The organism is Sorangium sp. So ce131 (assembly GCF_051519095.1).
GTDB lineage: Bacteria > Myxococcota_A > Polyangia > Polyangiales > Polyangiaceae > Sorangium.
In genome coordinates this window covers 11,154,861-11,168,448 of sequence record NZ_CP150455.1, presented here as the reverse complement: position 1 = coordinate 11,168,448, position 13,588 = coordinate 11,154,861, and the positions used below count along the sequence as shown (strand labels likewise).

General features: G+C 70.5%; 9 protein-coding genes. 4 read left to right on the top strand and 5 right to left on the bottom strand.

What is annotated here, in order from left to right; all coding sequences use genetic code 11:
* Positions 1-305 precede the first annotated feature (305 nt).
* The 4 genes from treZ (at position 306) to WMF43_RS40450 (ending at position 7,307) form a co-directional block, all read left to right on the top strand.
* On the top strand, positions 306-2,252 hold the full coding sequence (gene treZ / locus WMF43_RS40465; RefSeq protein WP_437673228.1) for a malto-oligosyltrehalose trehalohydrolase: 1,947 nt from the start codon (positions 306-308) through the stop codon (positions 2,250-2,252).
* Positions 2,242-4,317, top strand: a complete 2,076-nt coding sequence (locus WMF43_RS40460) for an amylo-alpha-1,6-glucosidase (RefSeq protein ID WP_437673227.1) — start codon at positions 2,242-2,244, stop codon at positions 4,315-4,317. The genes treZ and WMF43_RS40460 overlap by 11 nt, the downstream gene beginning before the upstream one ends.
* Positions 4,318-4,732: 415 nt before the next feature.
* A complete protein-coding gene (locus WMF43_RS40455; RefSeq protein ID WP_437673226.1) occupies positions 4,733-5,272 on the top strand; it encodes a hypothetical protein in 540 nt (179 codons plus the stop codon).
* A gap of 205 nt (positions 5,273-5,477) precedes the next feature.
* A complete protein-coding gene (locus WMF43_RS40450; RefSeq protein ID WP_437673225.1) occupies positions 5,478-7,307 on the top strand; it encodes a hypothetical protein in 1,830 nt (609 codons plus the stop codon).
* 104 nt (positions 7,308-7,411) lie between these two features.
* Here the strand turns inward: WMF43_RS40450 and WMF43_RS40445 are convergent, their stop codons facing one another.
* From WMF43_RS40445 to WMF43_RS40425, 5 genes are all read right to left on the bottom strand, one after another.
* A complete protein-coding gene (locus tag WMF43_RS40445; RefSeq protein WP_437673224.1) occupies positions 7,412-8,314 on the bottom strand; it encodes an alpha/beta fold hydrolase in 903 nt (300 codons plus the stop codon).
* Between the two features lie 83 nt (positions 8,315-8,397).
* A complete protein-coding gene (locus tag WMF43_RS40440) occupies positions 8,398-9,087 on the bottom strand; it encodes a glutathione binding-like protein (RefSeq protein WP_437673223.1) in 690 nt (229 codons plus the stop codon).
* A 272-nt stretch (positions 9,088-9,359) separates the two neighbouring features.
* Positions 9,360-10,619, bottom strand: coding sequence for a metallophosphoesterase family protein (locus WMF43_RS40435; protein WP_437673222.1), 1,260 nt, complete (start codon positions 10,617-10,619; stop codon positions 9,360-9,362).
* Positions 10,620-10,862: 243 nt separating this feature from the next.
* Entirely contained in the window at positions 10,863-11,429 is a 567-nt protein-coding gene (locus WMF43_RS40430; protein WP_437673221.1) for a hypothetical protein, read from the bottom strand.
* A gap of 26 nt (positions 11,430-11,455) precedes the next feature.
* Positions 11,456-13,030, bottom strand: a complete 1,575-nt coding sequence (locus WMF43_RS40425; RefSeq protein WP_437673220.1) for an eCIS core domain-containing protein — start codon at positions 13,028-13,030, stop codon at positions 11,456-11,458.
* Positions 13,031-13,588 lie beyond the last annotated feature (558 nt).

Here is a 13,588-nt window from a genome sequence, read left to right as displayed (position 1 = left end):
TGAACAGGCAGGGGGCGCCCGGGGGCGAATGGGCCCCGCCGCGGCGCTGGCGCTGGCGCTGGCGCAACGCCATTGCGCGGCCGAAAGGCGCGATTCGATATCTGGCTTCGTGATCTCAATGAATGAAGCGGGCGCTCCCTCGGGCCCCGCTCATCGACCTGCACCGCGACAGCTCCGGCCTGCCGCGGCAGGAAGAACCACGATTCAGGGTTCTCCGCACGCGCTTCTAAGGTTCCAGCTGCAAGGCCTTCCTCGCTATATCAGCGCTGGACGTCACGTGCGTTGCGCTTACAATCCATCTGGAGATGGTGGAGAACAAGACAAAGCGGAGATTACCGGTCGGAGCAGAGGTGGTGCCGGACAAGGGCGTGCACTTCCGCGTTTGGGCGCCGGCGCGGCGCCGGGTCGAGGTCGTCCTCGAGGGCGGGCCTGGCAGCGGCGCGACCGCCGTGCTGCAGCCGGAGGAGGGCGGTTACTTCGCGGGGCTCGTGCCGGCCGCCGCGAGCGGCACCCGCTACCGCTACCGGCTCGATCGGGGCGAGAAGCTCTATCCGGATCCGGCGTCGCGCTTCCAGCCCGAAGGGCCGCACGGGCCCTCCGAGGTGGTCGATCCTGGCGCGTTCGCGTGGCGCGACGGCGACTTCCGGGGCGCCCCGCTCAAGGGGCAGGTCCTCTACGAGATGCACGTCGGCACCTTCACCCGAGAGGGCACCTGGGCGGCCGCCGCCCGCGAGCTGCCGGAGCTCGCGCGCCTCGGCATCTCGCTGATCGAGGTGATGCCGGTCAACGAGGTCCCCGGCCGCTTCAACTGGGGCTACGACGGCGTGAACCTCTTCGCGCCGATGCGCAACTACGGCAGCCCGGACGACCTCCGCCGCTTCGTCGACGCGGCGCACCGCGCCGGGATCGGGGTGATCCTCGACGTCGTCTACAACCACCTCGGCCCGGATGGGAACTACCTCGGCGAGTTCTCCAAGGACTACTTCACCGATCGGCACAAGACGGACTGGGGCGCGGCCATCAACTTCGACGGCCCGGGGTCGGAGGCGGTGAGGGAGTACTTCATCGCCAACGCCGGCTACTGGATCGACGAGTTCCACCTCGACGGGCTCCGGCTCGACGCGACGCAGAACATCTACGACAGCTCGAAGGACCACATCCTCGCCGCCATCACCCGCCGCGTCCGGGAGGCCGCGAGGGGCAAAGAGACGTTCATCGTGGCCGAGAACGAGTCCCAGGAAGAGTGGATGATCCGCGCAGCGGAGCGGAACGGGTACGGGCTCGACGCGATCTGGAACGACGATTTCCACCACAGCGCCAAGGTGGCGCTCACCGGGCACAACGAGGCCTACTACACCGATCACGAGGGCTCGCCCCAGGAGTTCATCTCCGCCCTGAAGCACGGGTTCCTCTTCCAGGGGCAGCGCTACGCGTGGCAGAAGCAGCGGCGGGGGACGCCGGTGCTCGGGGTGGAGCCGGCGCGGTTCGTCCTCTTCCTGGAGAACCACGATCAGGTCGCCAACACGGCGAAGGGCGAGCGGCTCTACCACATCGCGAGCCCGGGGAGGTTCCGGGCGCTGTCGGCGCTGCTGCTCCTCGCCCCCGGGACGCCCATGCTCTTTCAAGGGCAGGAGTTCGGCTCGTCGGCGCCGTTCCTCTTCTTCGCGGACCACAACCAGGAGCTGGCCCCGCTCGTGCGCAAGGGCAGGGCGGAGTTCCTCGCGCAGTTCCCGTCCTGCGCCGCGCCCGAGGTACGCGAGCGCCTCGACGCTCCGGACGATCCGGCGACGTTCGAGCGCTGCAAGCTCGATTTCGCCGAGCGCGAGCGCAACGCCGGCATCTATGCGCTCCACGAGGACCTGATCGCGCTCCGCCGGCGCGACCCGGTGATCTCGGCCCAGCGCCCGCGCGGGGTCGACGGGGCCGTCCTCTCCTCCCACGCCTTCCTGCTCCGCTACTTCGGCGACGACGGCGACGACCGGCTGCTCCTCGTCAACCTCGGGGGGGACATCCATCGAGGATCCTTGCCGGAGCCGCTCTTCGCCCCGCCGCCGGGGCGCCGCTGGGAGACGTTGTGGTCCAGCGAGTCGCCCCGTTACGGCGGACACGGCAGTCCACCCGTCAACACCGAGGATGGCGTCCATATCCCGGGCGAGGCGGCGGTCCTCCTCCACCCCGTGGTGGGGACGCCGGTCCCCGAGAAGACCAGCGCCAACCCGCGTCCAGAGGAGCCCAAGAAGAATGTTCGCTGACGAGATCTGTCGGATGATGGTCTGGTCCCGGGGCACCGCCCCCGCGTCGCACGACGACGCCGAGCACGGCTCGGATCCGCTGACGCGGGAGTGGCTCGTCACGAACGGGCTCGGCGGCTACGCGTCAGGCACCATCTCCGGCGCGGTGACCCGCCGCTTCCATGGCCTCTTGATCGCCGCGCTGCCCGCGCCGCTCGGCCGCACGATGATGCTGAGCGACCTGTCCGCCCGGATCTTCACGGCGGACAACGAGGTGTACCTGGTGGGCGGCCTGGAGCCGTGGCTCGAGGACAGCTCCGCGCAGGTGATCGATCTCGCCGAGTTCCGCCTCGAGGCGGGGCTCCCGGTGTGGCGCTACCAGGGCGCGGGCATGGTGTTCGAGCGGCGCCTGCTCCTGCCCCACGGGCAGAACACCGTGCATGTGACGTACACGCTGATCGAGGGGGCAGGGCCGGTCCGGATCGAGCTCCAGCCGTGGGTGAACTTCCGCCCGCACGAGGGCGCGCTCGATCGGCCGGTCGCGGGTCCTTATGCGCTCACCGTGGTCGAGGACCGCTACGAGCTCGCCTCGCCGAGCGACCTGCCGCCGCTCCGGCTCAAGGTCCAGGGCGCGCGCGCCGAGTTCAGGATCGACAGCGCCCGCCTGCGCAACGTGCGCTACCGGATCGAGCAGAGCCGCGGCTACGACGCCATCGGCCAGTTCTACAGCCCCGGCCGCTTCAGCCTCGAGCTCCCGGTCGGCGGCAGCGTGACCCTGGTCGCCGCCACCGAGGCGTGGGAGACGATCAACGCGCTCTCCACGGAGGAGGTGCAGCGCGCCGAGCGCAAGCGCCGGACGCGGCTCTTGCTCGCCGCGGCGCCCGAGGTGCGCACCGGGCCGGCGGCGGAGCTCATCCTCGGCGCCGACAAGTTCCTCATCACCCCCGCGGGCCGCGTGGAGGACGCCGCCCGCGCCCGGGCGAGCGGGGACGAGGTGCGGACCGTGATCGCCGGGTACCACTGGTTCACCGACTGGGGCCGGGACACGATGATCAGCCTGGAGGGGCTGACGCTCGTCACCGGGCGCCACACCGAGGCGGGCTACATCCTCCGCACGTTCGCCCATTACGTGAAGGACGGGCTCATCCCCAACATGTTCCCGGAGGGCCAGAACGAGGGGCTCTACCACACGGCCGACGCCACCCTCTGGTTCTTCCACGCGCTCGATCGCTACCTGACCTACACCGGCGATCGCGAGACGCTCCGGCTCATCCTCCCCACGTTGATCGACATCATCGAGCACCACACCCGCGGGACGCGCTTCGGGATCGGCGTCGACCCCAAGGACGGCCTCGTGCGGCAAGGCGAGGAGGGCTATCAGCTGACCTGGATGGACGCCAAGGTCGGCGATTACGTGGTCACGCCGCGGAGGGGCAAGGCGGTGGAGATCAACGCGCTCTGGTACAACGCCCTCCGGCTGGTCGAGCGCTGGGTGCGCGAGGCCGAGGGCGACGCCGCGGCGGAGCGCTACGGCGCGGCGGCCGACCGGGTGAAGGCGTCGTTCAACGAGCGCTTCTGGTACGAGGAGAAGGGGTATCTCCACGACGTGCTCGACGGCGAGCAGGGCACCGACAGCGCCTTCCGGCCCAACCAGATCTTCTCGATCTCGCTGCCGCACCCGGTCCTCGATCCTTCGCGCTGGAAGGGGGTGGTCGATCAGGTCAAGGAGCGGCTCTGGACGCCGGTGGGCCTCAGGTCGCTCGCCCCGGGGCACCCCGATTACAAGCCGAAGTACTTCGGCGATCTGCGCGCGCGGGACCTGGCCTATCACCAGGGCACGGTGTGGGGGTGGCTCATGGGGCCGTTCATCGACGCGTGGCTGAAGGTCTACCCGGCGGATCTCGCCGGGGCGCGCGACCTGCTCTCCGGGTTCGCGCCGCACCTCGACGAGGCGTGCGCCGGGTCGATCAGCGAGATCTTCGACGCGGAGCCGCCGTTCACGCCCCGCGGGTGCGTCGCGCAGGCGTGGAGCGTCGCCGAGGTGCTGCGCGCGTACGCGCGGACGGCGCGCTCGGCGGCGGGCTGAGCGGAGGCGGGGGGGGCAGCGCCGCGCGCCTGCAGCCCTCTCGCTGAGGGCCTCGGGTCGTCATCGAGCTGGGGACGAACCCGCGCGGGGCCACCAGGATGAATCCGACGTGCGGCCGGCCCGGCGTCATCGGACAGCCCCCGCCGCCAGCAACTCGCTCCCTGCCCCCGGTGCGTCGCAGCGCGTCCGCTCGAGACGCTCGCGCTGCCCCCTGCCTGTCGCACGTCGCCGCCCGCAGCGCCGGCCTTCGCGCGAGATCGCCGCGCCGGGCGCACCTCGACGGCCGAGCGCGCGCTCCGGCACGGTAGATGAAAGGAGCGCCCGGGGCCACGCGGCGCGCGACGAGGAGCGATGCAGCCATCGCGCCCGCCGAAGGCTCTCCATCGTTGGTCTCCAGCATCGAGAGGTGTTTGTCATGCTCGTTCATCGATTCGTCATCGCCGCTTCATGCCTCGCCGCCGCCTCGCTGCTCGCCGAGGGCGACGCGCGCGCGGGCGCTCTCCTGTGGTCGAACGGCTTCGAAGGGGCGGAGCAGAGCTCGTGGTGGTTCGCCGGCAACGCGGGCGTGGACGCGGGCATCGGCCTCTCGCACGGCGGCGCCAGCAACGGCTGGGCGAGGAACTACTCCGGCTGGAACGCCGTCAACACCTGGGTCAGCGCGTGGCCCGGATCGACGTGCGAGGTCGGCGCCTGGATCCGGAGCTCGAGCACGCTCACGGACGGATACATGTCCATCCGCAGCGCCGATGGGAGCATGCGCATCCTGAACGAGGTGAGGATCGTCGGCTCCGGGCCGGCGAACCCGTCGCACGCGGGGTACAATTTCTACTCGTTCAATTTCGTGGCCGACGGCAGATACCAGCTGTTCTACGCCGGTCTCTGGGGAAACGGCCAGGACTCGTGGCTGCAGGTCGACGATGTCTACGTCTACTGCCCGACGCCCTATCCTACCTGATGGGGGGAGCCTCCGGACGTTCCTTCCAAGGGCAGGGGCCGCGGTACCAGCGCTCCACATTCACGGCGCGCCTCACCGGCGTGTAGACCCGCGCGCCGGAGGCTCGCACGAACGGGCGGCAGGTCGCGAAACATCCGAGCGTGGCCCGCGTACTTGGGGTGCCTGGACGAGCTTGAACCGTCCAGACCACATCAAGGAGAGAGCCATGTCATCGACACCGAGCCTCGGGAACACGAAGGTCTCCGCGTCCGCCATGCTGTTGTTCGCCGCGAGCGCGTTCGTCGCATGCGCCGCCCCCGAGGGCGCCGAGCCCCCCGGCGGTCCAGGCGAGGCGCGAGCCCCGGGCGAACCGACGGCGGAGGCCGAAGGCGAGCTCAAGGTGAACGACTGCGTGAACCCACACCCCTTCCCCGGCTGCAACGACGCGTCGGTCCAGAGCTGCGTGTGTGCGGCGGACCCTTATTGCTGCAATACCCAGTGGGACTCGATCTGCGTCGACGAGGTGACGAGCCTCCACTGCGCCCCGGCGTCCGCGTCCGTGATCGGGCGCCTTCAGTGCGCCGCGCCGGACGGCGCGGGGACCGTCACGAGCGCGCTCGCGTTCGTGGCGCTCAGCATGCCCGGCCTCGGGAGCGGCGTGACGGATGCGAACGGCGATTTCAGGATTCCCGTCTCGTCGACCACGAGCCGGAGCGTGCGCCTCGACGTGACGTACGACGGCGTCGTGAGCTCGGACGGCGTGACAACGCCGCTCACGATCATGGACGAGCTGCACGCCCCGCGCGGCCAGGGGATCGACGTCGCGGGCAGCCCGCGCTCGAGCGGCGACCTCGACGTCGACGTGGTCACGCTGAGCGGCGTCGACTGCGAGCTCTGGAGGCTCGGCGTCGAGGCGCTGCGCGACTTCCACGCTGTCCGTCAGGCCCAGCCGCCCGCGCACGCGCTGCGCATGCTGCGCTGGAGCGGCGTCGAGCTGGGCACGCCCTTCACGTTCTACGACTACATCAACGTCCGAACCGACTTCCTCACGAGCACATTGGGGAGCACGGCCGCGGCGCGGCGGAGCGTCATCACCCACGAGTTCGGGCACACCGTGCGCCACGCCGCCGACGGGGATCTGCTCCACTGGAACGGGGACGACGTAGCCTACCTCTACGGGCGCGCGCCCGACGGCTCCGAGATCTCCAACAAGGGATACGCCTTCAACGAGGGCTTCGCGAATTACTGGGAGCAAGCCCGGGTCCACGCGCGCGGCCGCCTCTGCGGCGGCGCGACCGCGTGCCCGTCGCTCCAGTTCCGGGACTGGAACGCGCGGCGCATCGCCAACGCGCTGCTCGATCTCTCCGACGTCGTGGGCGACAAGGCGATGATCGAGGTGCTGGAGGCGAACCCCGGGACGATCCACAGCCTGCAGGAGTTCCAGTCGCGCCTCCACGTGCAGAACCCCGCCGTCCCGGCCCCCGCCGCGGTGCCGGCCTGCCCGACGGGCTTCAGCGACGACGGGGCGACGTGCTCCTCCACGGTGAACAAGCCGAGCTACGGGCGCGGCGTCGGCGCCGTGCCGAGCCTCTGCGGCGCGGGCGAGCAGTACGACGCGGGGCTCTGCTACCCGACCTGTGCCTCGGGCTACTACGGGGTCGGCCCGGTGTGCTGGCAGAGCTGCCCGTCCGGGTACACGGATGACGGCCTCACGTGCCGGCGCGACGCGCACATCATCAATGCCAACAACTCCTCGTGCCCCTGGTATGACGTCTGCGGTCTGACCTTCGCCAAGGGCTGCTCCACCTGCCCGTCGGGGTATGCCAACGACGGCTGCACGTGCCGGCGCGACGCCCACATCTTCGCCAAGAGCTCCTACGGGCGCGGCGTCGGCTCGGTGCCGACGAGCTGCGGCGCGGGCCAGCAGTACGACGCGGGGCTCTGCTACCCGACCTGCGCCTCGGGCTACAGCGGCGTGGGTCCGGTGTGCTGGGGGAGCTGCCCGGTCGGCTACGTCGACTTCGGCGCGACGTGCACGAAGGTCATCTCGAAGTGAACCGCCGTCGAGCAGGCGCGTCAGGACCCGCCGCCCTGCTCCTCGGAGCCGACGAGATCTAGGGCGGAGCGCGCTCGGGGCGCGGCGGGACCTCGCTGGCGCGCTCAGGCGTGCACGCGCCCGAGGAAGTCTCGCGAAAGCGCCACGATCTCCGGGAGGTTCGTCTCGAGCGCCCAGTGCCCGCCGTCGAGGAGGTGAAGCTCGGCGTCCGGCACGTCGCGGAGATAAGCGCGCGCCGCGCCCTCGGGCATGAAGCCGTCTTGCGGCCCCCAGACGATCAGCGTCGGCGGGCGATGCTCGCGCAGGTACGCCTGGTACCGTGGGAACCACGCGAGGTTCTCCTTCAGGCCCTCCATCAAGCCGACCATGATGTCGCGGCGCTCCTTGGTCACGAGCGGCCAGGAGAGCTTCCAGAGATCGGGAGGCACCCTCTCCACGAGCCGCTCGTCGACCTCGCCCACGAACTCGTCGCGGAACCCCTCCTCGCTGACGGCCTCGTACAGCTTCTCGCGGCGCTCCGGCGTCGGGTTCGCCCAGTAGGCCTTCAAGGTCTCGTACTTGGGCCCGAGCTCGTCTTCGTAGATGTCGCCGTTCTGGATGATCAAGGCGGCGACCCGCCGGGGCGCCTTGATGGCCAGGCGCAGGCCGATCTGAGAGCCGTAATCGTGCAGGTAGAGGGCGTATCGCTCGAGCCCCAGCGCCTTCGCGAATCGATCGAGCAGGTCGGCGTACCCGTCGAAGTCGTATGCGAAGCCCGCGGGCGTGTCGCTGTAGCCGAAGCCCGGATAGTCGGGCGCGAGCAGCCGCCAGCGGTCGGCCAGCGCAGGCATGAAGTTGCGGAACTGGAAGGAGGACGACGGGTACCCGTGCGGCAGCAGGACGACCGGAGCGTCCGCCGGACCGGCCTCGCGGTAGAAGATCCGAACCCCGTCGATCGAGAGGGTACGATGTCGAACCTCGGAGTCAGGCGTGCGTGCGCCATTCGGCGGAGTTTCGCTAGCTGTCATGGCTCTGCTCCTCGGCCCCTCTGTGAGCGCCGCCTGAGGCCCCAGCTCGCCCGGCGCGCCGGGGCCTCAGGAAGCGCGGCCGATCAGGCCTTGGCCTTCTGCCCGAAGAGGATCTTCTTCTGCTCCTCGGTCATGGGGCCCTGCTGCCGCAGGTCGGCGCCGACCGCGAGGCCGCGCGCGACCGCGGGCCGCGCGCGGATCTCGTCGACCCAGCGCTTCAGGTGCGGGAACTCTTCGATGCTCTGCCCCAGGCGCTCGTAGCCGGTGACCCAGGGGAACGACGCGATGTCGGCGATGGAGTAGTCGCCGGCCAGGTAGGCGCGGTCGGCGAGCCGCTTGTTCATCACGCCGTAGAGGCGGTTCACCTCGTTGGTGTAGCGATCGATCGCGTACGGGATCTTCTCGGGCGCGAAGGCCCGGAAGTGCCCCGCCTGCCCCGACATCGGGCCGAGCCCGCCCATCTGCCACATCAGCCACTGGGCGACCTCGTAGCGGCCGCGCACGTCGGTGGGCTGGAGCTTGCCCGTCTTCTCCGCGAGGTAGAGGAGGATCGCGCCGGACTCGAAGATCGAGAGGGGCGCGCCGCCGCCCAGCGGTTCGTGGTCCACGATGGCCGGCATGCGGTTGTTCGGGCTGATCGCGAGGAACTCGGGCTTGAACTGGTCGCCCTTGCCGATGTTCACGGGGACGAGGTTGTAGGGCAGCCCCACCTCCTCGAGCATGATGCTGATCTTCCAGCCGTTCGGTGTGGGCCAGTAATAAAGGTCGATCATCGTGCGCTCCGATCTCGCGCCGCCTGCGCCGGAGATACGTCGCGGCGGCGCTCTCTGCGAGATGCGTGGCACGCCCGGCGGCGGGCGGCAACGCCGGCGGGCGGCACGCCCTGGCGAGCGCGCCGCGCCGTGGTCAGGGCGCGTCAGGGCGCGTCGCGACGCCCTGGCGAGCGCGCCGCGCCGCGGTCAGGGCGCGTCGCGACGCTTTAGCGAGCGCGCCGCGCCGCGGTCAGGGCGCGTCGCGACGCTTTAGCGAGCGCGCCGCGCCGCGGTCAGGGCGCGTCGCCGGCGCCGAGCAGCCGCGAGATCAACGTGTGCTCCACGTCGTCGAGCGCCTCGCGCAGGAACGCCGGGTCGTCGAGGCGGATCGCGTCGTCGCCCTCGCGCGCCTCGGCGGGGAGCTTGTTCTTGAGGCTCGCGAACTCGCGCAGGAGCGCGGTGAGGCCCGCCTCGTCGTCGCGCAGCGCGCGCAGCGACCGCGTGAGCTGGCCGATCGCGTCGTCGCGCTCCTCGAGCGCGCCCACCTCGAGCGGCGCCAGCGTCCGCGAGAGCACGCGCTCGATCCAGAGGCCGCCGCCGAGGTCGTTGGCGATCGCGCGGATCTGGCCCGTCCAGCGCTCGAAGTCGGCGCGCAGGGCGGCGTGCGCGGGCGTCGCGCCGCACAGGACGACGCGCGCGGCGAGCGTGCGGCCGTCCGCCTCGGCGAGGCGCTGCTCGAGCTGCTCGCGGGTGAGGTCCACGATGTCGTCGGCGCTCGCGGCCGGCGAGAGGTCGACCTCGCAGGCGCACCAGCGCACGACGTCGAGGGCGCGGTGCTCGACCGAGGCGACGCGGCCGTCGTCCACCGTGACGAGCAGCGCGCCCTTCTCGCCGGTCTCGCGGGCGTGGCGGCCCTGGAGGTTGCCGGGGAACGCGATGTACGGGTCCTCCGAGAGCACCTCGCGGGTGTGGACGTGGCCGAGCGCCCAGTAGTCGTAACGCTTCCCGACGAGCGTGGTCAGGCTGCAAGGCGCGTAGTTGTCGTGGCCCTCGCGGCCGCCCAGGCAGGTGTGGAGCATGCCGATGTTGAAGAGGCCGGACAGGGCGTCCGGATACCCCGCGGCGAGATCGTCCGTGACCGCCTTCGTGGCGAAGCTCTGCCCGTGCACCGCGACCCCGAGCTTCTCGAAGACGACCGACTCGGGGCTCCTCGGGTCGAGCCGCCGGGCGTTCTCGGGGAGCTCCAGGTGACGGGTGATGTGGCTCTCGGCGTCGTGGTTGCCGTAGAGGAGCACGACCTCCACCCGGGCGGCGCGCAGGCGCGAGAGCTGCGACGCGAAGAACAGGCCGGTGCTGTAGTCCTTCCAGTCGCCGTCGTAGATGTCGCCCGCGAGGAGCAGGAGGTCGACCTCCTCGGTGAGGCAGAGGCTCACGAGGTTCTCGAGCGCGCGCCGCGTCGCCCCGCGGATCTGCTCGACCGGGGCGCCCGGGTAACGGCCGAGCCCGCGCAGGGGGCTGTCGATGTGGAGGTCGGCTGCGTGGACGAACTTCATGGGTACGTGCGGTGCATCCTAGCTCCTTCCCGGCAGGAGGGAGGCTCGTTCACGGCGCCCGCGCGCCCGCACCCGCCCGCGCGCCCGCACCCGCCCGCGCGCCCGTGCCCGCCCGCGCGCCCGTGCCCGCCCGCGCGCCCGTGCCCGCCCGCTTCGGCGCCCGCGCCGCCTCACCCTGCTGCTTGCCCGGTGCGCGCAGCGAGCGCGCTCGATCGCGCAGCCCCGTGAGCAGCGGCCCGCCTGTCATTCGAGCGGGTCGACCGCCTGCAGCAGCCCCATGTCGAAGCGGAGCAGGTACCGGCGCGTGGGGCCTCCGGGCGACTCCGGGATCGAATAGGACAGGTCTTCCCATCCCGCCCAGGCATCTTCGCTCTTCGAGGGGCCAAACGCCTTCGTCACCTCGGCGTCGACGAACCGCCATGGCGCGAGATCCCGGACCGTCGTGAGCGGCGGGGTCGCGCCCGCGAGGGAGCGCAGGAAGCACCTGCCCCACGCATAGCCGGTCGGGTGCGCGCGCACCGCGAAATCGAGCTCGGGCCACGTCGGGAGCGAGAAGCGGAGCAGCCGCGATCCGGCGAAGGGGCTCGACGGATCGACCGAGGTATCGAGCGCGCTGCTCGTCGGGGGGCCCAGCGCATCGATGTAATGCGCCGCCGCATGGGTGGCCTCGAAGCCGAGGCGGTCCGCGGCTTCGTAGGCCTCGTTCACGTCTTCCTCCGACGCGCCCAGGTCGGCGAGGGCCTCTCGCACGCGCTCCTTGGACCTCATTCGGGAGAGCAGGTAGAGCAGCAGTGTCCTCTTGTCCATCATCGGCGCTGATCCTGTCGAACGCATCCTTATTCCGGCACGATGTCGGAGACGGTGATCGGCCTCTCGAGGTTCAAGGGCCTCGTGGGCTCGATCGTCGCGCGCGCCATGATGACCTTGCCGTCTGGCTTGACCACGAAAACAGGTTGGTTTGGCCCGCTCTGCACGGACGCGACCACCGTGTCGCCGTTCGGCATCGGGACCTCGGCGATGCGGCCGAAAGCCGCCTTGGACGCCTCTCCGGTGGCCTTCGCCGCGTCGGCCTGAGAGAGGTTGGCGTCCGATACGCCATTGGCGATCGCGGCGCGTTTCCCCGAGGGCTGGCTCTTCACCTTCGCGCCGAGATCGCGCCCGAACTGCGCCGGGTCCTTGACGGCCGCAGGCCCGCCCGCCTTGCCGGGCTCCGGCGCCTTCGGCGTTGCAGGGGTCTTCGTCTCGGGCGCCTTGACTGCGGGCGGCTTGGCTTCGGGCGGCTTGACTTCGGGCGGCTTGGCTTCGGGCGGCTTGACTTCGGGCGGCTTGACTTCGGGTGGTTTGCTGTTCGGTGGTTTGGCTCCCGCGCTCTTCGGCACTGCCCGTCGGGTCGCGCCGTAGCGCGTCGGGACGCCGACGAGGGGCGTGATCGTGATGATGAAGAACACCGTGCCGAACGTGCCGAGGATGAAGTTCAGGTTGTACTCGCCCATCACCTTGAGCGCTTCCTGCTTCGCTGCCCAGAGCCGCGGCGTCGACTCGGTGATCGTGTCGAGGTGAATGTCCTTTGTCGTGTTGTCTCGATACCCCACGACGAGCCACTTGGATAGGTTTCCCTTCTCGGATCGGTAGTCGATGTCGTATCGCGCCGAGTCGAAGTCGTCGGGGCCGGTGACGGGGTTCGGCTTCGTGCCCTCGTAGATCCACAGCGGATCGGTGAGGCCTTTGCCGTCGTGCATCTCCCCCCAGGTCTTTGGCTCATTTACAGAGCCGGTCTGCACGTCCATGACCAGGGTCTCGGGGTACCTCAGCGTCCACGGGTTGGCGCCCTCGAGCGTCACGTCGAAGCGGAAACCGGACTTCGTCTCCGGCTTCACGATGACCCAGCGTTGCTTGTCGGGCTCCGGCTTCAGCTCGTAGGTCCCCGGCTTCAGGTCGGTGTTGACCGTGCCGAGGATCATGCCGACCGCCGTCTGGAAACCGACGCGCTTGCGGGCGAGCGAGATGACGACGCGCGTGACGAGCGAGCCCGCCATCGTGTCCTTGGCGGGCAGCTCCTCGCCGTTCGCAGGGTCATCGCCTTTCTGCTTCTCCGGCGGCTTCGCCTGACGGGCGATGCGCGGCGAGCCCTCGCCGAGCGTCGGCCCAGCGCCGCCGCTCTGCTGGACGACGTGCTGCAGCTCATGCGCGATCAGCCGCTGTCCCTCCGTCGTCGCGGGCGCATACTCGCCCGACCCAAACACGATGTCGCGTCCGATGGTGTACGCGCGCGCCCGTACCGAGCGCGCCGCGCTCGCCGCCTCGACGCCTGTATGCACGCGCACCCGGCTGAAGTCGTACCTGAAGCGCGGCTCGAAGAGGTCCCGCACCCTCTGCGGCAGCGGCTCGCCGCTGCGCTCGGCCGCGCGCACGGCAGCCCCTGTGCCCCGCGCCTCATCGACGTCCGTCGAAGGTTGCGCCTGCCTCTGGATCGTAGTGTTTTCGTCGCTCTCTTTGCACGCAGCGCATTGGCGCCGGCTCGCGCCGGGCGCCGGAGGGATGGGGGCCGGCGCCGTCATGCGCATTACCTTGTCGGCCACCTCATCCGCCTCGCGCTCGTGCGGGTCACCCGGAGCGCTGATCCTCGACGGTTTCCGCTGAAGTGGGGGCGGGGGCGACGTGATCGAGATGCGGCTGAAGTCGAATCCATGCACCGGTCCGGGAGGCGATGGTGCCGCCGTGGTCGCCGACGTGTCCAGCTGGGCCGAGGCGCAGGTCGCCGACCGGGCCTGCGCGTTGAGCCGCGTCGCTGGCTGCGGGGCAGGAAAATGCGTCGGGGACGGGCGCGTTCTCCGATCAAACATGGACATGGCGGACAAGCATCCGAGAGTGTTCGCCCGTGTCAAGTCCCCTTACGCGACGCGCAGCAGGCGAGCTCTCAGGGGCATGGTTGCCCGTCCACGCCCACCTTGCCGGGACGCGCTCGAGCG